The following is a 20,286-nucleotide window of genomic DNA, read 5'->3' as shown; positions in this document are numbered from 1 at the left end:
GTGGATTAAATTTAAACCAGTACGGCGTTGCCTCACCTTGTCCTGATTTAAATTTAATCCGCCATATATGATGAAGGAAAGGTGCAAAAAAAGGTCGTCTGAAAGCATGGTTTCAACAAAGTGAAAACCTAAAATGCTTTTCAGACGACCCTTTGTTTGCCTGTTCAAAATACGGTTAAAATCCACAACCCTACCCTTTTGATTTTTCTTGTCTCCGGATTTCGATATGTTTCAAAACGTCATGGCGATTGCGTTTGGCGCGGCTTTGGGCGGACTGTCCCGCTGGTTGCTCGTTCTCGCCTTTGCCGCACTCTCCGTCCCATTTTCGGCAGGCACGCTTGCCGCCAACTGGATCGGCGCGCTCTTAATCGGCATCTGCGCCGAATGGCTGGATAATCCGCAATGGAAGCTTTTACTGATTACCGGTTTTCTTGGCAGCCTGACGACGTTTTCCAGCTTTTCATTGGAAATGGTCACCCTGATGCAGGCGCAACGCTGGGCGACGGCGTTTTCAGCGGTCTGCCTGCATGTTTTCGGCTCATTCCTGCTGACGGCGTTGGGCATTTACTTGGCGCAAAGCTGGAAATAGCCGCGAACATCGTCATCTCAATAAAATATTCTCACTCTATCCCGATATCCAAACACACGGTTTCCCCGCAATATGCTTTGCCTGCGTCAGTCATATGCGCCGGTTTGTAGGCGGCGAAGGCGTAGGTCAGGTCGGCGCGGAAGGTGTCTTTGTCTGCTTCGCCTGTATCGCAGTTCAGCCCGGTCGGGATGTCCAGCGCGATTTTGAAGCCGTCAGCTTGATTCAGCAGGCGGCAAACGGCGGCGGTTTTTTCAGGCAATGCGCCGCTGAAGCCTGTTCCGAAAATGCCTTCGATAACGAAGTCGTAACCTGTTTTCAGACGACCTTCCAGTTCGTCGGGGCGGATAAAGCTGACGCCGTCCGAATGATTCAAACGCTCGCGGTTCAACTGCGCCAGCGACGACAGTTTGTCTCCCAAGACGAAAGCGACATCTACCTGCCAATCATGCCCCGACAACACGCGCGCGATAACCAAACCGTCGCCGCCATTATTGCCCTTGCCGCAAACGATTAACGCGCGCCCTGCTTTGGGGAAGCGGCGCAGCAAATCAGTCGCGGCGGCTTGTCCCGCGTTTTCCATCAGTTGCTCGAAAGTCGTGCCTTTATCGACTGCCATTTGTTCGTGTTCGCGCATTTCTGCGGCGGTGTAGATTTTCATCATTCGCTCCTTTGCTCTTCAGTCCTTCATAAAACATCCAAACGAAAACCTTATCAATAGCCCTTCCTGACTTTCACAACGAATCATTCGCTTTCTTTGATTTGTCGCAATATGTCGTCTGAAAATCAAGAACTTGGTCGCTTTGTATTTGATTTTTACGTTAACAAGATTTATTATCAAAATTAAACAAAGTGATAAACAATCAAAACTACTTCTTTTGCGGGGACGGGCGTTGGGATATGCCTCTGGCTACCCTGTGTCTGATTCGTCTTTACTTGCCGTCTCTTTTTTCAATCGACAACGAAAGTAAAACACACTATGTCTGCCATACCTTTGTCAAAACTCAGTAAAGGCGCGGTCGCGCACATCGACTCCATCGTCCCCAATTCGACTTTCGGCGAACTCGACCCGCTGGTTACACGCCGCCTTGCCGACTTGGGCTTTTCAAGCGGAATGCCGTTGCAGGTGATCGCCGTCGGCGGATTCGGACGCGGTCCGTTTGCCGTACGTTTGGGCAACCAGTCGCAATTCTCGTTGCGGCAGGAAGAAGCAGGAAAGATTATGTGCCATGTGATTGACGGCTGACTTACGCCGTACGCGCAGGCAAGCTTCATATTCTAGAAATGTGCGGCAAAGGCAGGTTAAATCTGACCGCCCTATCCTTTTCAGACGAGCTCAGGTCGTCTGAAAACGCCATTTCAAAGCCTTTCCCCCAAATCCAACTCCACACTTATCACACAATCAAAAAAGGAGAATTCAATTCATGGAACTAAGCTATTTTGCCTTGATTGGTGCGCCAAACTGTGGCAAAACCGTTTTATTCAACGGTTTGACCGGCGCACATGCCAAGGTTGCCAATTATCCGGGCGTAACGGTTGATAAGCGCGAGGGTGCCTTCCTCGACGACGAGGCCGTCCGCATTATCGACCTGCCGGGCACATACAGCCTGCGCACGACCAGCCCCGACGAGGCGGTGGCGAAAGATGTGGTCGTGGGCAAACTGGGCATTCCGCCCGACGCCATCATCGCCGTTGCCGACGCGACCAACCTGCGTATGACCCTGCGCATGATTTTGGAACTGAAAACGCTGGGACTGCCTATGGTGGTGTCGCTGAACATGAGCGACGTTGCCCGCAGAAGGGGCTTGAATATCGACGCCGCCAAACTGAGCGAGTTGTTGGATGCACCTGTTTTGGAAACAGTTGCAGTGAGCGCGTCGGGCGTACAGGCGGTACGCGAAGCCGTGGCGAAGCTGCCGCGCAAACGCTCTTTCCCCGCCAACCCCGCTTCTGCCGAACGCACGCTCGATGCGCTGGATAGCGACAAACTTTATCAAGAAGTCGAATCGATTTTGGCACAAGTGGTACGCACCCAGATGACGCTGCCCGCATGGCACAAAAAACTCGACGACATCGTGCTGCACCCCGTCTGGGGCATGATTATGCTGCTGGTCATCCTGTTTATGGTGTTCCAAGCGGTTTACACATGGGCGGCGCCGATTATGGACGCCATCGAAGGCGGCTTTACCGCGCTGGGCGAATGGATAGGCGCCAACATGGAGCCGGGCATCCTCAGCGACTTGCTCGTCAACGGCGTCATTGCCGGTTTGGGCAGCGTGTTGGTGTTCCTGCCGCAGATTACGATCCTGTTCGCCTTCATCCTGCTTTTAGAAGACTCAGGCTACCTGCCGCGCGCGGCGTTTTTGTTGGACAACCTCATGGCAAAAAGCGGTCTGTCGGGACGCTCGTTTATCCCGCTTCTGTCGAGTTTCGCCTGTGCCGTTCCCGCCGTGATGTCGGCGCGTACGATTAATGACCCGCGCGAACGCCTCGTTACTATCGCCGTCGCCCCGCTGCTGACCTGCTCCGCGCGGCTGCCCGTTTACGCGCTGATTATCGCCGCCGTCATTCCTAATCGCACCGTAGGCGGGATTTTCAACCTGCAAGGACTGACGCTGTTCATCCTCTATCTCGCAGGCATCCTGTCTGCCGCCTTGGCAGCGTATATCATGAAACGCTTGGCGCGTATGAAAGGCAACGTGCAGCAATTCCCGCTCTTGATGGAGCTGCCGACTTTCCGCACGCCCAACTTCAAACACATCATGACCAGCCTGTGGGACAGGGTAAAAGCCTTCCTCAAACGTGCCGGTACGATTATCTTCGCCCTGGCCGTAGTTTTGTGGGGCTTGGTAAGCTGGCCGCAACCGCCCGCAGGCGCAACAGGCGCAGCAATCGACTACAGCTTGGCGGGTATGCTCGGCCACGCTATCCAACCATTGTTCGCCCCGCTGGGCTTCACTTGGGAAATGTGTATCGCCATGATTCCGGGCATCGCCGCGCGTGAAGTCGTCGTTGCCGCGCTGGGTACGGTCTATGCCGTCAGCGCGTCGTCTGAAGACGCCGTACAAAATGCGCTGATTCCGATCATACACAACAACTGGGGCCTGCCGACCGCCTTCGCCTTCCTGGCTTGGTATGTGTACGCCCCCATGTGCGCCGCGACATTGGCTGTGATTAAACGCGAAACCAAATCCACAAAAAATATGGTGATGATTACCGGCTATTTGTTCCTGATGGCTTACTTTGCCGCATTTGTGGTTTACCAAATTACTTCAAGGATAATGTGATGACTCAATATATTATCGTCGGCTTGATTATGCTCGCCTGCGTATTCTTCCTCTTGCGAAAATTCGTATTCAAACCGAAAAAACGCGATTGCAGCAGCGGCTGCGGCAAATGCGGCGGTTGCGGCTGAGTATGGATAGCTAGGAAGAAGAAAGGTCGTCTGAAATGGTTTCAGACGACCTTTTGTATGTTTGGGGCTATGGTTTAGCGATTGTTGTAGGACTTTCCATCATTCGGTAACAAAACGCTTAAACAGCCTTTTTTCTTGGAAAGATGATACAAGTAATTAAAAATATCAAAGTTCCCCCCACAAAATCAATAAAATGGTGTTGATAGACAAACAAAACCGAAATGGCGAGTAACAATCCCCATATACCAAAAAATGATTTTAAGAATTTGGATTTGACTTCTCTGCAATAAACCTCAGCCGAAAGAAAAGCAAAACTCACATGCAATGACGGACATTGGTTAAAACTACTGTCTATTTTGCCCAATATATAAAAGAAAGATTTTAAAATTTGGTTATCGACTTCGGGTTTGGGAAAATAAAATTTCATTGGAAATATGACAAATAAAGCAGTAGAAACCGCAATTAAAAAGGCTGCCCTCTTTATCAGCAATTTCAAATTGCTTTCGTTCTCTTCCAAAAATATAGTGGCTAAGAAGAAAACCTGAGACGTCATATAAGGCAACATAAATATGGGCAAAAAAGGAATATTCCTTTCCCAGTCCATAAAATATGAAGGCACATTATCGACTGTATAGGTATAAAACTCAGCCCCTTTGTACAAAATGACAAAAAATATCGATATAAAAATTGTATATTTAATCTTTAATTTTGACAGCTTATCCACTTACAAATTTTCTCCAATCACAATTCCAACATAATCAAAATAGCAGAATTTCATCACGATATCATATATGGTAATGATATGGAATATCTGACACTATTTGCACATAAGCATTAAATCGTAAGAAAAAATGTAGGGATAAAACAAAATGAAATATCTGATTGATTTTAGGGACGGTATCATTACTTATGAAAATTTATTTTGGTTATTTAAAAACGCCCCTCCTGAAGCAATGGATCAACTTCAATTTGAAGAAGATCTATTACAAGTATCTTTCTTTGATGAGAAATACATTTTAGATGTTGGATGGTATCCGAATCCTAGAAAAAACGGGGTATTTAAAGTCTACGTCATTAAAAATTACGGTTGGGAAAATCCACTATTTATCCGCTCTCATAAAAATATAAACCATTTGATTCCTATTATCGAACAAGGGATTAACTGTATATATAAGGAATACCTCCATCGGTGAGCCTAGTTTGGGTCATACCCAACCATCACATCCAAACCTTCACAACAAAAAGGTCGTCTGAAAACCAAACTCCGGCTTTCAGACGACCTCAATCATTCCAAAACTTCAACCAACCTTATTTCAACGCTTCCAGCAGCTTCCCGTGTATTCCGCCGAAACCGCCGTTGCTCATCACCAAAATATGGTCGCCTGCTTCGGCATTTTTCACGATTTCGGCGACGAAGGCATCGAAGTCTTTGCCGACGTGCAGCTTGCCGCCCAAAGGTGCGAGGGCTTCGGCGACGTCCCAGTCCACGCCGCCGGCGTAGCAGAACACTTGGTCGGCATCTTTGAGGCTTTCGGGTAAAGCGGCTTTCATGGTGCCGAGTTTCATGGTATTGGAACGCGGCTCAAGGACGGCGAGGATGCGGGCGTTTCCGACGCGCTGGCGCAGGCCTTCGATGGTGGTTTCGATGGCGGTCGGATGGTGGGCGAAGTCGTCGTAAACGGTGATACCGTTCACCGTGCCTTTGATTTCCATGCGGCGTTTGACGTTTTTAAACGCGCTCAAGGCTTCGCAGGCCGTCTGAATATCGACTCCGACATGACGGGCGGCGGCAATGACGGCAAGTGCGTTCATGCGGTTGTGTCCGCCCATCAAATCCCATGCGACGTGTCCGGCTTTTTTGCCGTCAAGCAACACGTCAAACGAGCCGTCGGCATTGACTTCGCCAACCTGCCAGCCGTATTCGGTGCCGAATTTTTCCACCGGCGTCCAGCAGCCTTTGTCCAAAGTATCTTGCAGGCTTTGCTGCTGTCCGTTGCAGACGATGAGACCTTCAGACGGCACGGTACGCACGAGGTGGTGGAACTGGGTCTGTATCGCACCCAAGTCGGCGAAGATGTCGGCGTGGTCGAATTCCAAATTGTTCAACACGGCGGTACGCGGACGGTAATGTACGAATTTGGAGCGTTTGTCGAAAAAGGCAGTGTCGTATTCGTCGGCTTCGATGACGAAAAACGGCGATTTGCTGTTCGGGTCTTGGCGCGGTGTTTGCGGCAGGCGGGCGGAAACGCTGAAGTTTTCCGGTACGCCGCCGATGAGGAAGCCCGGCGCGAGTCCGGCATATTCCAAGACCCATGCGAGCATGGACGCAGTGGTGGTTTTGCCGTGCGTCCCCGCCACGCCGAGTACCCAATGATGATGCAACACGTTTTCCGACAGCCATTGCGGGCCGGAAATATAAGGCAGGCCGCGGTTCAAAATCGCTTCAACCACATCCATTCCGCGCTTGGCGACATTGCCGATAACGTAAACGTCGGCTTTAAATTCGTCCAACTGGGCGGCATCGAAGCCTTCGTGTACGTCTATGCCCAAGGCTTCGAGCTGGGTGCTCATCGGCGGATACATCTTCGCGTCGCAACCGCTGACTTTAAACCCCGCTTCTTTGGCAATGGCGGCCACCCCGCCCATAAACGTGCCGCCGATACCGATAATGTGGATGTGTTTCATGATAAGACCGTCTTTTGAATGAAATAATGGGAAAGCCGCCATTATAGCGGAGTTTGGATGCAGGGGTCGTCTGAAAAGCGAAGCTGTGGCAAGATGGACAATATAGAAGATTTGAACTGAACAGGAGAAAGCCCATGCCCAAGCTGACACCCCAAATGTTCGCTTTTCTGCAAGCGCCTCAAGCCGAATCCGTCTTGCTGCGGCTCTACACCCAAGCCTTAAAGCAAAACAGGCAGATGTTTTTTCATTTTCTGCCCAAGATTTTCAAGCTGTTGGGCAAAGGGCTGGATTGGACGGGGGAAAACGAAAGTTTTTACGAAGACAAATACATCCCCATCGCACCGCAACAAGGCAAGTTTTTGTATATGCAGGCTTTGGCATCGGGTGCAAAAAACATCGTCGAATTCGGGACTTCCTACGGCATTTCGACGCTGTATCTTGCCGCAGCCGCCAAGCGCAACGGCGGGCGCGTCATCACTTGCGAATACCTGCCGCACAAAGCCGCCGCAGCGAGAAAACATTTCCAAGAAGCCGATTTAGCAGACTATATCGAGCTTCGCGAAGGCGATGCGCTGGAAACCTTAAAAGACTTAGACATCCGCCCCGATTTCGTCTTACTCGACGGCTGGCCGGATTTGGTATTCCCCGTATTCAAGCTTCTGGAACCCAATCTTGCCGACCGCGCGGTCATCGCCGTGGACGATGTGGAAGGCTTCTCACCCGCCATGCAGGATTATCTCGATTACGTCCGCCGTCCTGAAAACGGTTATGTTTCATCCACATTAAAACCTTATAAAGCGCTGGAATATACGGTCAAGACAGGCAAACCGAAAAGGTCGTCTGAAAATCGGTAAAGCAATTCTATTTTGCCTAAACCGAGTTTTCAGACGACCTTTTATTACTATCTTTGCAACCATCACTACTCGGGCATCATCTCACCTTCACCACCCATACTGTTTGTCGCATTAACCCGTTCCTGCGCGGCTTTCACTTGGTTTTCCAAACCCTTAATCCGTTCTTGATAGCGGGCGTAGTTGCGCTCGTTGCCATAACGGACCTGTTTGCCCTCTTCCAGATTTTTCTGTGCCTGAGCCAATTCGTTTTGCGCCGAAGATGAACCGGACATTGCGCCGGCTGGCGGAGGCGGCATTTGTTCGGAAGGAACGTTTCCTGAAGCAGCGTTTGCTGATGCCGAGTGTGCAGACGGTGCGGCGGAGGTATAAACCGAAGGTCTGCCGATATTGCCCGGTTTGCAGTTTTTGCCGCCGGTCTGCGTATAGGTTTTACGCCCTGATTTGTCGATACATTCAAATACGGGAGATGCCGTCGTAGCGGCGGAAAATGCGAGCAGTAATGTGCTTAAAATCAATTTATTCATTCTTATACCTTTCATTAAATCATCAAAACCATATCCACCATGCCACCAAAGCAATGATCATCACCAAATTCGCAATAATAATCGGCTTCCATTGCCGAGGTGCGTGGCGTAATTCTGCGCCCGATCGCGTGCGGCGGATATAGAAAAACGGACTGAGCAGCATGGATGCGGCGCACAACAGAATAATCACGGCGTAATAGATTTTTTCGGTTTCCATTTCCTCCGCCCCCGTTTCAGACGACCTATACAAAATATGCTACAATCGCCGGCGATTATAACACCCTGTTTATCTATATTTATAAAGGTTTTACCAATAATGATTTCTACCAACGGCATTACCATGCAGTTCGGCGCGAAGCCGCTGTTTGAAAACGTATCCGTCAAGTTCGGCGAAGGCAACCGCTACGGCTTGATCGGCGCGAACGGTTCGGGCAAATCCACCTTCATGAAAATCCTCGGCGGCGATTTGGAACAGACTGCGGGCGAAGTGGCGATTGAAAACGGCGTGCGTTTGGGTAAATTGCGCCAAGACCAGTTTGCCTACGAAGACATGCGCGTGCTGGACGTGGTCATGATGGGACACACCGAAATGTGGGCGGCAATGACCGAACGTGATGCGATTTACGCCAACCCCGAAGCCACCGAAGACGACTACATGAAAGCCGCCGAACTGGAAGCCAAGTTCGCCGAATATGACGGCTACACCGCCGAAGCGCGCGCCGCCGAACTGTTGAGCGGCGTGGGCATTTCCGAAGATTTGCACAATGCGACCATGGCGGAAGTCGCCCCTGGCTTCAAGCTGCGCGTATTGCTGGCGCAAGCCCTGTTCTCCAAACCTGATGTGTTGTTGCTTGACGAGCCGACCAATAACTTGGACATCAATACCATCCGTTGGCTGGAAGGCGTGTTGAACCAATACGACTCCACCATGATCATCATCTCGCACGACCGTCACTTCTTGAACGAAGTCTGCACCCACATGGCGGATTTGGACTACAACACCATCACCATCTACCCGGGCAACTACGACGACTACATGCTCGCTTCCGCCCAATCGCGCGAACGCGCCCTGAAAGACAACGCCAAGGCAAAAGAGAAACTGCAAGAGCTGCAAGAGTTCGTCGCCCGCTTCTCCGCCAACAAATCCAAAGCCCGTCAGGCAACCAGTCGGCTGAAACAGGCAGACAAAATCAAAGCCGAGATGGTCGAAGTGAAACCTTCCACCCGCCAAAACCCGTATATCCGCTTTGAAGCCGATGAAAAAGCCAAGCTGCACCGTCAGGCGGTGGAAGTCGAAAATCTGGCCAAACGCTTTGAAACCCAGTTGTTCAAAAACCTGAGCTTCATCCTCGAAGCCTGCCAGCGCCTCGCCATCATCGGCCCCAACGGCGCGGGTAAATCCACCCTGCTGAAACTCCTTGCCGGCGCGTTCAACCCCGAATATTCAGACGGCCTCACCCCCGATGCAGGCACCATCAAATGGGCGGAAAAAGCCAACGTCGGCTATTATCCGCAAGACCATGAAAACGACTTCGATGTCGATATGAACCTGAGCGAATGGATGCGCCAATGGGGGCAGGAAGGCGACGACGAACAAGTCATCCGCGGCACTTTGGGACGTTTGCTCTTCGGCAGCAACGACGTGGTGAAAAAAGTGCAGGTTCTCTCCGGCGGCGAAAAAGGCCGTATGCTCTACGGCAAACTCCTGCTGCTGAAACCCAATGTGCTGATTATGGACGAACCGACCAACCACATGGACATGGAAAGCATCGAATCGCTGAACATGGCGCTGGAGAAATACAACGGCACGCTGATTTTCGTATCGCACGACCGCCAGTTCGTCTCTTCACTCGCCACCCAAATTATCGAGCTGGACGGCAAGGGCGGCTATGAACACTATCTGGGCGATTACGAAAGCTATCTGGAGAAAAAAGGGATTGTGTAAAAAAACATGAACGCCAATCTGCGAAAACCGCTGCAAAACCCGCTTACGCTCATCGTATTGCTCGCATTGAGCTAGTATCTTACGCAAGACGGTAAGGTACACTTGGTTGATGCCGAACAGCTTATCGGAAAGGTCGTTCAGTCGCCTGGCTATTTAACGAGTTCGGCGTAGTAGGCGCGGGGGGGGTCTAGGCGTTGCCTAGATTGTCTGCCTGTTTTTAGCCATTCGTTCATATCGGGTGTGGCAGCAAAATAAGTAGCAGTAAACAAAAAGCTCAGGCAGTCTGAAAAATGTCTTTCAGACTGCCTGAGCTTTTTAGTCAATAAAGAAAGACAATAAATAAAAAACAAACAGCATAACTATATGGCAAATTATCTTACTAATGCTATAGTTTATAGATAATTCAATATAGTTTAATTACCCTTACTCCTCAAAAATAATTAACTAAATTGTCTATATTCAAAATACATTTAATATGACATATAAAATTTAATTGCACCCCATCCAAAAACAGCTTGAATTACCGTGATTTAACCGATTTTGAAGTTATTTTACTAAGTTAAATATACATGGTCTAAGCCCCTCTATGCCGCATTAATTCAAACAACAGCAAAAATGAATTAACTCTTTAAAATATAAGGAAATTAGCCTCCCTACCCATATAAAAATATTCCTTAGTCACGGTATTCATTACTTAACTTTTTTCTTTCAAACCGTCTTAATTTCGCCTAATCTCATGATTTAAGTCAGGGAAACAAAATGACTATGCTTGACACTCCCCAGGAATGGTTTAACATACAATTTCTTTTTTAACCAAGATTCAAAAAGAGAGACTCATGAAAAAATCAGCTTTATTGGCAACTTTGTTGGCCGCTCTGACCTTGTCCGCATGTGGTGGTGGTTCTTCTGCTGTTTGTGATGAATATGAAAAAGCTTTTGCTGACGCTACTAAAAACGTCGATGCAGCTACAAAAGATATGATGCAAAAATCATTCGAACAAACCAAAGAAGCTTTGAAAAACTTGCCTGCTGACCAACGTGATGCTACTTGTAAAACATCGTTGGATGCGTTGAAAGGCAACGCTCCGGCTGCATCTCCTGAAGATAAAGCAGAAGAAGCTAAAGAAGCAGCAGAAGACGCTAAAGAAGCAGCTGCCGATGCTAAAGAAGAAGCAAAAGATGCTGCTGAAGCAGCTAAAGAAGAAGCCAAATAATACAATGCATTTGGTAAAAAACGGATTCTGGTTATTCAGAGTCCGTTTTTTATTACTTATTATTTATACATTAAATAATTCAACTATTATAAGAAATATATACAAACTAACTTTAGATATAGTTCATAAAGTAATAAATATCTATTTTTACCTACAAGCCGTCCCCATAAGGCAAGCGGGATTCTTAAAATACAGAGTAAAGGTCGTCTGAAAATAGCTTTCAGACGACCTTTACTTTCAATTTACAGAAAAGGAAAACCATGCAAGCTACTAGCCAAGAAACAGATTACTCTGCGCTTTGAAATTCAAAGTGAAATTGCGTTCGCTGCCATATTCATCCGCCGTCTCAAACCCATTTTGCCGCATTAAATCGCGCAATTCGGCGCGGCTCGGTTTATCGGGGTCGCCTGCCGTTTCGGAAACCGACAGCAGCCCGTCAGGACGAAGCAGCCTGCGGAACTCTGCCAAATACTCGGCTTGGTTGGCTACCTCGCCCAACACGGTAATCAGCACAATGCGGTCAAACGATTGATCCGGAAAATCAAAATGCGTACCGTCGCACAGATAATAATCTACATTGTCGATATGCCAACGACGCAAACGTTTTTCGGTATAAGCCAACATTTCCGGCTGTATATCCGCCGCCACCAATCGTCCTTGCGGAACCGATTGCGCCAGTGTCGGGCTGAAATAACCCGCCCCGCAGCCCACTTCCAAAATGCAGTGGTGCGGTGCAAGGTTTAGCCGTTGTACGATTTGTTGCGGCGAAAGCGCCCAGTTGCGCAAAGGAATCAGCAGCGTGAATGCAAGCTGATGCGGGAAGATTTTGCCTTTTTGCGTGAGTCCCTGCCAAATGCTTTTGAGCGTCTTAAACATGGGGATTCCTTTGGGTAATGTTGTTTTGCATTGTGCCTGCACAATATACAGTATAAAAATAGTGCGTGTTTTTTCCAATCATCACAAAAAGCAGCCTGCACTTCGATTTTTGAACATGCAGGCTGCTTTTTATAGAAAGAGGTCGTCTGAAAATAGATTTCAGACGACCTTTGATATTCAGTCCCATTGGGTACATGACCCAAGCTCCGTTTGCTTGCCATTAAATGAACACATCGCCTTACGCCAAAAAACCATCACAATTGCCGCCGCAATGATGATGATTCCGTATGGAATCATACCGTCTCCGTTTTCATATGCCGCCCGTCCGCCCGGAAAGCCTGTACGCGCGGTATTGGCAACCGTGTGGCACGCAATCAATACAAATACCGAACCGCCGCTGCCGTTATACAGCCATACATAGATAATCCTCACGGCAACCGTCCCTGCCAGCCCCCATGCGATCAGTTCGGCAGACTGCCCCACGGCAATCATGGACGGCAAATGCCACAATGCCCACGGCACCCCGATAATCAGCGCCGTAACGAGCGGGGTAAAACGCCGTTGCAGACTTTCCGTAGCGTAGGCGGCATAGCCCAATTCCTCGGCAACTGCTGCGATAAAGAACATGACGAATGCACCGGCAAGCGGCGCAAACGATACGGATAAGGCAGGTATGTTTTTTCCTGTTTGGCGTATCGCGACATAAGTCAGCAGATAAAGCAGGGGGAAAATCAGTATTGCCGTCCCAAAATAGGCAGAATGCTTGATCCGCCCGTAATCAAACACACGGCCAAACAGGCTGCGCATCGCCGCCATTCCACCCTCGCGGTAACGCAGAAACGCGGCGGCAACCATTGGGGTGAGTGCCGCGCCGATGTCGGTCAGCGGCAGATTATCAGGCAGAGGACTGTGTTTGAGAAACAAAGATAGCAGCCAAAACGGCGCGCTCAAAGCGTACACCAGCAGAAAGTATTGCCACGGATGCGAATAATCGGCTGTCGGTTTTTCTGAAGAGGGGTTCTGCATGTTATTCCTGTTCGTTCAGTCAATAAGTTGGCAGGGGAGCAGGTACAGCCTGCTACATGATGTACAGTATAAAAATATTGCGCGTTTTTTCCAATCATCATGAAAAGCAGCCTGCACTTCGATTTTTGAAAGTGCAGGCTGCTTTTGATAGAGAGGCCGTCTGAAAATTATTTTTCAGACGGCTTTGATATTATAGGTAATATAAAGTTTTGTTGAGTTATGAACCAAGCTGCGTTTGCTGCCGACTGGATTACGGCATGGTTTGGAATCATTCGGTAATAACAAAAACCGCGTGCGTGCGTACCGCACACACCCTACACCTTAATCTTAAGGTTTGCGTCGCCCGCAGGTAGGGTGTGTGGCGTAGCCACGCACGCGGTTGACAGGGGGTGCGGGCTACGGCTTGCTGAAAAGCAAACGGCGCATCAGAGCTGGTTAAAAATCGTAAGTGCCCATCGCCGAAGCACTCGCCAGCACATGACCCTGCATCGCAAAGTGCAAATCGTTAAAGCGGAAACCCTGCGGCAGGTTCAGCTTGGTGTCGAGTGCATAGACAATCAGCTCGTAGCGGTGGCGGCAGTTGGGCGGCGCCATGCCGCCGTAGGTCGAAGCCTCCTCGATGCTGAGTTTGCCCAGCACACTCGCCCAACTGTTCGCGCCCTGCACATAATCCGTGGCGGCAATGCTGTCGTTTTCGGCTACCGACGTGCGCGTCAAATCAGCAATCAGCCAATGAATCCACACAAAACCGCTGGCGGTAATGGCATCCTTGTCTTCCAGCACCACGGCAAACGACTGCGTGCCCTCCGGCGCGCCGCTGATTTCAAAAGGAATCGAATAAGTCGGCATGCCGTTTTCACTAAACTGACTGCCGCGCTTGCCGTATTGGTCGGCAAATTCGCCGTTGATGATGGCGGAGGTGGTAACCTGCATGGGGACTCCTGTATTTTCGGGGTGAACGGTATGGGGATTTTAGCGGGAAAAGGCCGTCTGAAAACGGGGTTTTGGTTTTCAGACGGCCTTTTCTCAAGATTTTAGTTTGGCTGATGAATGCGCTCTCCTAAATAATATAACCCATAAAAACTAACTATGATTAATTGCCAAAAGAAAAGAAAAAACAAAAAAAATAAAAATACATTGCCAATAACAGGAAAATATAAATTCTTAGATATTAGAATTTTACAAATACTAGGAATAGCTTTTAAAGAAAACGCAGTTATAACTATAATTAATATGCTTTCTGACGTTAAAAAAGAAAACATTAATGTTAAGTATCTTCTTCTACTTAAGCGGATTTCTTCCACCCCTCCATTTCTACTAATTTTAATTCTAGGTGAAGGAGAAGCCATAAGTTCATCTAAGTCCTTTTTATCAAAAGTTGCAATAGCAGCTAAAGCCGCGATAAAAAATCCTGGTAGAATTTGTATAAAATTTATCAACATGATAAATAAATCATGCATTTCTGCATATTCCATAAATAACAAAACAAAGACAGTAGATAGTATTGACAAACCTATCGGTAAGTGCCAGTCAATACTATTTTTCCTTGAGTCTTTGATTGCCAAATATGCAAATACTCGGAAAATAAATTTATAACTGTTATTAGTAGACATTATGGCAATATTAACTTTTTCATTTCGCTTAAAATTGGATCACAAAACTTCTCATATGAAGACAATAATTCAACGTCGCTATTAATATAGAAATTTTGTCCTATAATATGCGTTAGAGATCCCGATATATCAAAATCAATATTTTTTTCAGGTCTATTTTCATCTGCCCCTAAAACAATTTTAGCAGAACCATATTGAGATTTCTTGCTAGAGAAAAGATTTTTGATTTTATCCCATTTGCTTTTTATGCCATCTAAACCAGAAGCTGAAACTTCCAGCACTTTTCTTTTTTCAGTAAAATATCCATTTTGATCCAATGGAGTTTGATATTCTCTTTCATCGATCAGGAAAATATTTTTTACTCGGCCATGATTAATCATGTCAATAAAGTCTTGGTTAGCATGTACTCTATATTCAAATTTATAATCTACATTTATTAATAAAGGATTTCCTTTTGTATCACAAGCTCCACTAGGATCTGTTTGCTTAAATTCATCTGGAAACTTATCTTTTACATTTTTCTTTATGACTTTGTTAAAAAATTTAACAATATTGCTAATTGTTAAGCCATTTGCTGCTTCTACCAACATGAGTGCTGTATCCAAAGGATTTTCAGGTAACTTAATAATTACATGACTAGAAAAATCCTGCCCTTCTAGATCATTGGGGTTCTTTTTAATTATTCTACGAGTTCGCCCTGATCTATTTTGTCCTGTAAAGATAGGATCAGATAAAGTTCTATTAGAGATATTTAATAGAAACTCATAGATAATTACATTATTAAGGTGTTCAATCTTGAAATCAGAACAATAAAATGTTACCTGCGAATCCCATAAGGTTAGAATCCAATCATCTTTTGGAATTTTTTGCAATAAATCTAGAGTTTTTTGTACGCCTATACGGTTAGGATTATCGGACTTTCTACTACTAGTAACAGCCTCTAAGTCAAACATTGCAATTCTTCTACGATTTTTATTAGCCATTTGTATACCTTATCTATTGAATTGATAAATTAACACGTAAGCATGTCGGTTCATAATCCAACATTTTTATATTTCACAAAACTTGTTGGGTCATGACCCAACCTACGCCAAACAAGGCCTTTCATACGGTATCCTTGCACAAAAGGCAGCCTGAAAACCTTTCAGGCTGCCTTCCTTATTATCAAGCCAGCTTCGCGCCGACCCAATCTTTCACGCTCTCAATCATCGCGGGCAGTTTCTCCACATCGCTGCCGCCCGCCTGCGCCAAATCCGGTCTGCCGCCGCCTTTGCCGCCGACTTGTTCGGCTGCGAATTTGACCAAATCGCCGGCTTTTACTTTGTTTGTCAGCGGTTTGGATACGCCGGCGCACAGGGAGACTTTGCCATCGTTTACTGCCGCCAAAAGAATCACGGCGTTGTCGGATTTGCCGGTTAAATCGGTAACGATTTCGCGCAGGGCGGCTGCGTCGGCTTCGATTTGGGCGGCGACGAATTTGGCTGCGCCTAAGTCTTTCGCGTTGTCCAAGAGTTTGGCGCCTGCGTGGACGGCGAGTTCGGCTTTGGCTTTTGCCAACTCTTTTTCCAAGGCTTTGGTGTTTGCGGCGTTGGCTTGGATTTTGGCGAGTACGTCTTTTTCGGTTTGGGCTTTGACTTCGGCGATGATGTTTTTCATCAGGCTTTCTTGGTTTTGCGCCCATGCCAGTGCGGCTTGGCCGGTGATGGCTTCTACGCGGCGGATGCCTGCGGCGATGCCACCTTCGCTGATGATTTTGAAGAAACCGATGTCGCCAGTGCGGGCGACGTGGGTGCCGCCGCACAGTTCGATGGAGTAGTCGCCCATGGTAATAACGCGGACGAAGTCGCCGTATTTTTCGCCGAAGAGCATGACTGCGCCTGATTTTTGCGCGTCTTCAATGGACATGGTTTCCACTTTAACAGGCACGTTGGCGATAATCGCGGCGTTGACGCGGCGTTCGACTTCGGCGATTTCTTCCGCGCTGATGCCTTGCGGGTGGGAGATGTCGAAGCGGGTCAGCTCGGCGTTTTGCAGGCTGCCTTTTTGTTCGACGTGTGTGCCCAAAACATCGCGCAGGGCTTTGTGCATCAGGTGGGTAACGCTGTGGTTGCGCATGATGCTGTTGCGGATGTCGTTGTCGATTTCGGCGGATACGGCATCGCCGACTTTCAGACGGCCTGATACGACTGCGCCGAATTGTCCGTGTACGGCGGCTTTGATTTTCTGCGTGTCTTCCACGCGGAAGCGGTTTTCGCCTGCGAAGATAAAGCCTACGTCGCCGACTTGGCCGCCGCTTTCGGCGTAGAACGGGGTTTGTTCCAGAACGACCACGCCGGCTTCGCCTGCTTGGAGTTCGTCCACGGCTTCGCTGCCTTTATATAAGGCGATGATTTTGGTGTCTTGGCTGCGTTTTTCGTAGCCGGTAAACTCGGTGTCCGCGCCTGTGTAGTCCAGTTGTGCGTTGGCTTTGAAGTTTTGCGCAGCGCGGGCGCGGGCGCGTTGGGCTTCCATTTCGCGGTTGAAGCCTTCTTCATCCAAATCGATACCCAATTCGCGCGCCATGTCGGCGGTCAGGTCGTAGGGGAAGCCGTAGGTGTCGTAGAGTTTGAAGATGTGTTCGCCGCCGATAACGAGTTTGCTGTTGGCAATGTTGTCCATCAAATAGGCATTCAAGGCTTCGGCAAACGGTTTTTCCGCGTCGGGAATATGGGCAGTTTCCAAAGCAGCCTGCAAATCGATATACATGCCTTCGTTCAGGCTGCCTGAAACTCGGGGACGGATAACGATTTGCTTTTTGCCTGGAGCGGCACGGGAAGCGGCGGTAAATTCCACACCCTCTGCGGTTTTCAATGCCAACGGTTTGCCCGCACCATCTTGCGGCAGCAGGCTTTCCAGTTTCAGGAATTTCATGCCGTTGAACACTTGGTTAAACAAACCCATGCCTTTTTCCAGCGTTTCGCCGAAGCGGCTTTCTTCCGCGCGCAGGGCTTCCATAATCTGCGTTTGTTTTTCTTTCAACTCGGGATATGCACCGCCCATCGCTTTCACCAAATCGGGCACGAGTTTGTAGAAAAACGCCTGTTTCTGACCGAGTTTGTAACCGTGGCGCACGGCGCGGCGGATGATGCGGCGCAGTACATAGCCGCGGCCTTCGTTGGACGGCATCACGCCGTCGGCAATCAGGAAGGAGCAGGAGCGGATGTGGTCGGCAACGACTTTCAGGCTCGGTTCGTCCATGCTGAACGGCGCGCCGGTTTCGCGGGCAACGGCTTTGAGCAGGTCTTGGAACAGGTCGATTTCGTAGTTGCTGTGAACATGCTGCATCACGGCCGCCATGCGCTCCAAGCCCATGCCGGTATCGACGGACGGCTTGGGCAGCGGGTTCATGTTGCCTTGCTCGTCGCGGTTGAACTGCATGAACACGCAGTTCCAAATTTCAATCCAGCGGTCGCCGTCTTCTTCGGGGCTGCCGGGAATGCCGCCCCAGATTTCTTCGCCGTGGTCGTAGAAAATTTCTGAACACGGGCCGCAGGGGCCGGTGTCGCCCATCTGCCAGAAGTTGTCGGACGCGTATTTCGCGCCTTTGTTGTCGCCGATGCGGACGATGCGCTCGGCAGGCATACCGATTTCGTTCAGCCAGATGTTGTAGGCTTCGTCGTCTTCGGCATATACAGTCGCCAAGAGTTTTTCTTTGGGGATGTTCAGCCATTCGGGGGAAGTGAGGAACTCCCAGGCGAAGTGGATCGCGTCGCGTTTGAAGTAGTCGCCGAAGGAGAAGTTGCCCATCATTTCGAAGAAAGTGTGGTGGCGGGCGGTGTAGCCGACGTTTTCCAAGTCGTTGTGCTTGCCGCCGGCGCGGACGCATTTTTGCGCGGTGGTGGCGCGGTTGTATGGGCGTTTGTCAAAGCCGAGGAATACGTCTTTAAACTGGTTCATACCGGCGTTGGTAAACAGCAGCGTCGGGTCGTCGTGCGGCACGAGCGAGGAAGAGCGGACGATGGTGTGGCCTTTGGATTCGAAGAATTTTAGGAATTTTTGGCGTAGTTCGGAGGTTTTCATGATGTTTCGATGTCTCTACTAAAAAGGTTTCAGACGACCTTCCCGGCCGTATGTAATTGTGAAAAGAAAATGGGTGCTATATTACCGCAAAACCTTGTTTCTAGCTATTGAATCAGGGACTTTCAGACGACCTTCCGACTATCGCCCCAATGGAAATTGCTATCAGATAGTGCGTGCCTGATTTATAATCCCTTACTTTCCCTTCCACCCGATATGCAAGGAATGATAATGACCAAACATCTGCCACTCATCGCCCTGACCGCCGTCATGCTCGCCGCCTGCGGAGGTTCGGATAAAAACACCTCCGACAAAGCGGGTCAGGCGGGAAACCAAAATGTATTGAGGATTTACAACTGGTCGGAATACGTCGATCCCGAAACCGTCGCCGATTTTGAAAAGAAAAACGGTATCAAGGTAACTTACGACGTGTACGACAGCGATGAGACGCTGGAAAGTAAAGTATTGACCGGAAAATCGGGCTACGACATCGTCGGCCCGTCCAATACCTTCGTCGGCAGGCAGATTAAGGCGGGGGCTTATCAAAAAATCGACAAGTCCCTGATTCCCAACTATAAAAACCTCAATCCCGAATTGATGAAACTGATGGAAGGCGTCGATCCGAGCCACGAATACGCCGTTCCGTTTTATTGGGGAACCAATACCTTCGCCATCAATACCGAGCGCGTGAAAAAAGCCTTGGGTACGGACAAACTGCCGGACAACCAATGGGATTTGGTGTTCAACCCCGAATACACATCCAAGCTCAAACAATGCGGCATCAGCTACTTGGACAGCGCGGCGGAAATTTATCCTATGGTGTTGAACTACATGGGTAAAAACCCCAACAGCAACGATACCGAAGACATCAAGGCGGCAACCGAGCTGCTCAAGAAAAACCGCCCCAATATCAAACGCTTTACCTCGTCAGGCTTCATTGACGACTTGGCGCGCGGCGACACCTGCGTCACCATCGGCTTCGGCGGCGACTTGAACATCGCCAGACGGCGCGCCGAAGAAGCGGGCGGCAAAGAAAAAATCCGCGTCATGATGCCCAAAGAAGGCGTGGGGATTTGGGTGGACTCCTTCGTTATCCCAAAAGATGCGAAAAACGTCGCCAACGCCCACAAATACATCAACGACTTCCTCGACCCCGAAGTCGCCGCGAAAAACGGCAATTTCGTCACCTACGCCCCTTCCAGCAAACCCGCACGCGAATTGATGGAAGCCGAGTTCAGGGACGACCGCACCATTTTCCCGAGCGACGAAGATTTGAAAAACAGCTTCATCATGGTTCCTATCCAGCCCACTATTTTGAAATTCATGGTCCGCCAATGGCAGGGCGTCAAAGCCGGCAAATAATTTGATACGGATGGATTAAAGGTCGTCTGAAAACTTGAAATAGAGGTTTTCAGACGACCTTTTTGTATAAACATCAAACAGGTTTCTTGCGGCTGTCTTTTATAGTGGATTAACTTTAAACCAGTACGGC

General features: G+C 48.8%; 20 protein-coding genes and 1 pseudogene. 9 read left to right on the top strand and 12 right to left on the bottom strand.

Annotation, left to right across the window (positions count from 1 at the left end; translation table 11 throughout):
- Positions 1–186, bottom strand: a pseudogene (locus HMPREF3277_RS15340) (hypothetical protein); the annotation flags it as partial.
- A 40-nt stretch (positions 187–226) separates the two neighbouring features.
- On the opposite strand from HMPREF3277_RS15340, the gene HMPREF3277_RS07865 reads away from it, so the two are divergent.
- A complete protein-coding gene (locus tag HMPREF3277_RS07865) occupies positions 227–589 on the top strand; it encodes a fluoride efflux transporter CrcB (protein ID WP_070870657.1) in 363 nt (120 codons plus the stop codon).
- Between the two features lie 31 nt (positions 590–620).
- Here HMPREF3277_RS07865 and HMPREF3277_RS07860 read toward each other — a convergent pair whose 3' ends face one another.
- A complete protein-coding gene (locus HMPREF3277_RS07860; RefSeq protein ID WP_094113504.1) occupies positions 621–1,247 on the bottom strand; it encodes an NAD(P)H-hydrate epimerase in 627 nt (208 codons plus the stop codon).
- Positions 1,248–1,565: 318 nt separating this feature from the next.
- On the opposite strand from HMPREF3277_RS07860, the gene HMPREF3277_RS07855 reads away from it, so the two are divergent.
- From HMPREF3277_RS07855 to HMPREF3277_RS13805, 3 genes are all read left to right on the top strand, one after another.
- Positions 1,566–1,832: a FeoA family protein gene (locus tag HMPREF3277_RS07855; RefSeq protein WP_003742387.1), complete on the top strand. Its 267-nt coding sequence runs from the start codon at positions 1,566–1,568 to the stop codon at positions 1,830–1,832.
- Between the two features lie 178 nt (positions 1,833–2,010).
- Positions 2,011–3,873 (top strand): ferrous iron transporter B, encoded by a 1,863-nt coding sequence (locus tag HMPREF3277_RS07850; RefSeq protein ID WP_070870654.1) that lies wholly within the window; start codon positions 2,011–2,013, stop codon positions 3,871–3,873.
- On the top strand, positions 3,873–4,001 hold the full coding sequence (locus HMPREF3277_RS13805; RefSeq protein ID WP_003683546.1) for a FeoB-associated Cys-rich membrane protein: 129 nt from the start codon (positions 3,873–3,875) through the stop codon (positions 3,999–4,001). Before HMPREF3277_RS07850 ends, HMPREF3277_RS13805 begins: the two co-directional genes overlap by 1 nt.
- A 118-nt stretch (positions 4,002–4,119) precedes the next feature.
- Here the strand turns inward: HMPREF3277_RS13805 and HMPREF3277_RS07845 are convergent, their stop codons facing one another.
- Entirely contained in the window at positions 4,120–4,725 is a 606-nt protein-coding gene (locus tag HMPREF3277_RS07845) for a phosphatase PAP2 family protein (protein WP_070870652.1), read from the bottom strand.
- A gap of 145 nt (positions 4,726–4,870) precedes the next feature.
- Between HMPREF3277_RS07845 and HMPREF3277_RS07840 the strand changes: the two genes are divergently transcribed.
- On the top strand, positions 4,871–5,194 hold the full coding sequence (locus HMPREF3277_RS07840) for a hypothetical protein (RefSeq protein WP_070870650.1): 324 nt from the start codon (positions 4,871–4,873) through the stop codon (positions 5,192–5,194).
- Positions 5,195–5,309: 115 nt separating this feature from the next.
- On the opposite strand, the gene mpl is transcribed toward HMPREF3277_RS07840, so the two are convergent.
- The gene (gene mpl, locus HMPREF3277_RS07835) at positions 5,310–6,686 is read right to left on the bottom strand and encodes a UDP-N-acetylmuramate:L-alanyl-gamma-D-glutamyl-meso-diaminopimelate ligase (protein WP_070870648.1); all 1,377 of its coding nucleotides are present in this window, start codon (positions 6,684–6,686) and stop codon (positions 5,310–5,312) included.
- A 134-nt stretch (positions 6,687–6,820) separates the two neighbouring features.
- On the opposite strand from mpl, the gene HMPREF3277_RS07830 reads away from it, so the two are divergent.
- Positions 6,821–7,540: an O-methyltransferase gene (locus HMPREF3277_RS07830; RefSeq protein WP_070870647.1), complete on the top strand. Its 720-nt coding sequence runs from the start codon at positions 6,821–6,823 to the stop codon at positions 7,538–7,540.
- 65 nt (positions 7,541–7,605) lie between these two features.
- Here the strand turns inward: HMPREF3277_RS07830 and HMPREF3277_RS07825 are convergent, their stop codons facing one another.
- Together HMPREF3277_RS07825 and HMPREF3277_RS07820 are read right to left on the bottom strand one after the other, a co-directional pair.
- Positions 7,606–8,064 carry a DUF4124 domain-containing protein gene (locus HMPREF3277_RS07825; protein WP_070870646.1) on the bottom strand — a complete coding sequence of 153 codons (459 nt, stop codon included), beginning with the start codon at positions 8,062–8,064 and terminating at the stop codon, positions 7,606–7,608.
- A 22-nt stretch (positions 8,065–8,086) separates the two neighbouring features.
- Positions 8,087–8,281: a hypothetical protein gene (locus HMPREF3277_RS07820; protein ID WP_039405018.1), complete on the bottom strand. Its 195-nt coding sequence runs from the start codon at positions 8,279–8,281 to the stop codon at positions 8,087–8,089.
- A gap of 99 nt (positions 8,282–8,380) precedes the next feature.
- Here HMPREF3277_RS07820 and HMPREF3277_RS07815 point away from each other — a divergent pair, with 99 nt between their 5' ends.
- Both HMPREF3277_RS07815 and HMPREF3277_RS07810 read left to right on the top strand, forming a co-directional pair.
- A complete protein-coding gene (locus HMPREF3277_RS07815; protein ID WP_070870644.1) occupies positions 8,381–10,009 on the top strand; it encodes an ABC-F family ATPase in 1,629 nt (542 codons plus the stop codon).
- Between the two features lie 836 nt (positions 10,010–10,845).
- Positions 10,846–11,223 carry a DUF5339 family protein gene (locus HMPREF3277_RS07810; RefSeq protein ID WP_003768017.1) on the top strand — a complete coding sequence of 126 codons (378 nt, stop codon included), beginning with the start codon at positions 10,846–10,848 and terminating at the stop codon, positions 11,221–11,223.
- Between the two features lie 270 nt (positions 11,224–11,493).
- On the opposite strand, the gene HMPREF3277_RS07805 is transcribed toward HMPREF3277_RS07810, so the two are convergent.
- The 6 genes from HMPREF3277_RS07805 to alaS all read right to left on the bottom strand — a co-directional run bounded on the left by HMPREF3277_RS07805 (position 11,494) and on the right by alaS (position 18,797).
- On the bottom strand, positions 11,494–12,099 hold the full coding sequence (locus tag HMPREF3277_RS07805; protein WP_003778532.1) for a class I SAM-dependent methyltransferase: 606 nt from the start codon (positions 12,097–12,099) through the stop codon (positions 11,494–11,496).
- Positions 12,100–12,276: 177 nt separating this feature from the next.
- Positions 12,277–13,125, bottom strand: a complete 849-nt coding sequence (locus tag HMPREF3277_RS07800; protein ID WP_070870643.1) for a CPBP family intramembrane glutamic endopeptidase — start codon at positions 13,123–13,125, stop codon at positions 12,277–12,279.
- 435 nt (positions 13,126–13,560) lie between these two features.
- Positions 13,561–14,058, bottom strand: a complete 498-nt coding sequence (locus HMPREF3277_RS07795; protein WP_070870641.1) for a YbhB/YbcL family Raf kinase inhibitor-like protein — start codon at positions 14,056–14,058, stop codon at positions 13,561–13,563.
- A gap of 101 nt (positions 14,059–14,159) precedes the next feature.
- Complete coding sequence (locus tag HMPREF3277_RS14555; protein ID WP_210401161.1) at positions 14,160–14,738, bottom strand: hypothetical protein; 579 nt, start codon at positions 14,736–14,738, stop codon at positions 14,160–14,162.
- The gene (locus tag HMPREF3277_RS07785; protein WP_070870637.1) at positions 14,738–15,721 is read right to left on the bottom strand and encodes a hypothetical protein; all 984 of its coding nucleotides are present in this window, start codon (positions 15,719–15,721) and stop codon (positions 14,738–14,740) included. The genes HMPREF3277_RS14555 and HMPREF3277_RS07785 overlap by 1 nt, the downstream gene beginning before the upstream one ends.
- A 181-nt stretch (positions 15,722–15,902) precedes the next feature.
- A complete protein-coding gene (gene alaS, locus HMPREF3277_RS07780) occupies positions 15,903–18,797 on the bottom strand; it encodes an alanine--tRNA ligase (protein ID WP_070870636.1) in 2,895 nt (964 codons plus the stop codon).
- A 228-nt stretch (positions 18,798–19,025) separates the two neighbouring features.
- Between alaS and HMPREF3277_RS07775 the strand changes: the two genes are divergently transcribed.
- A complete protein-coding gene (locus tag HMPREF3277_RS07775; RefSeq protein ID WP_003768034.1) occupies positions 19,026–20,156 on the top strand; it encodes a polyamine ABC transporter substrate-binding protein in 1,131 nt (376 codons plus the stop codon).
- The last annotated feature ends 130 nt before the right edge of the window (positions 20,157–20,286 follow it).

Source organism: Neisseria sp. HMSC70E02 (assembly GCF_001838645.1).
GTDB lineage: Bacteria > Pseudomonadota > Gammaproteobacteria > Burkholderiales > Neisseriaceae > Neisseria > Neisseria macacae.
Note: the sequence above shows the minus strand (reverse complement) of the source record. Positions and strands in the feature narration are given on the sequence as shown.